At 52.4% G+C, this 617-nt stretch carries 1 rRNA gene; it reads left to right on the top strand.

Annotated elements, in window-relative coordinates:
* Positions 1 to 617 (top strand): 23S ribosomal RNA (locus tag IE100_RS16345); the annotation flags it as partial.

Raw genomic sequence — 617 nt, 5'->3', positions numbered from 1 at the left:
GGTCGGTAGAGCGAACCGGGAGAACTGAAACATCTAAGTACCCCGAGGAAAAGAAATCAACCGAGATTCCGTAAGTAGTGGCGAGCGAACGCGGAAGAGCCTGTACGTGTTATGGATTGTGTTAGTGGAAAGGTCCTGGAAAGGCCAGCCATAGTGGGTGATAGCCCCGTACACGAAAATACATTCCAAGAACTAGGCGTACGAGAAGTAGGGCGGGACACGCGAAATCCTGTCTGAAGATGGGGGGACCATCCTCCAAGGCTAAATACTCGTGATCGACCGATAGTGAACCAGTACCGTGAGGGAAAGGCGAAAAGAACCCCGGGAGGGGAGTGAAATAGAACCTGAAACCGGATGCATACAAACAGTGGGAGCCTGGAAACGGGTGACTGCGTACCTTTTGTATAATGGGTCAGCGACTTACATTCAGTGGCAAGCTTAACCGAATAGGGGAGGCGTAGGGAAACCGAGTCCGAATAGGGCGTCTTAGTCGCTGGGTGTAGACCCGAAACCGAGTGATCTATCCATGGCCAGGATGAAGGTGCGGTAACACGCACTGGAGGTCCGAACCCACTAGTGTTGCAAAACTAGGGGATGAGCTGTGGATAGGGGTGAAA

It is taken from the genome of Vogesella alkaliphila (assembly GCF_014652475.1).
Lineage (GTDB): Bacteria > Pseudomonadota > Gammaproteobacteria > Burkholderiales > Chromobacteriaceae > Vogesella > Vogesella alkaliphila.
The sequence above is the reverse complement of the archived record's forward strand: the minus strand, read 5'-3'. Positions and strand labels throughout refer to the sequence as shown.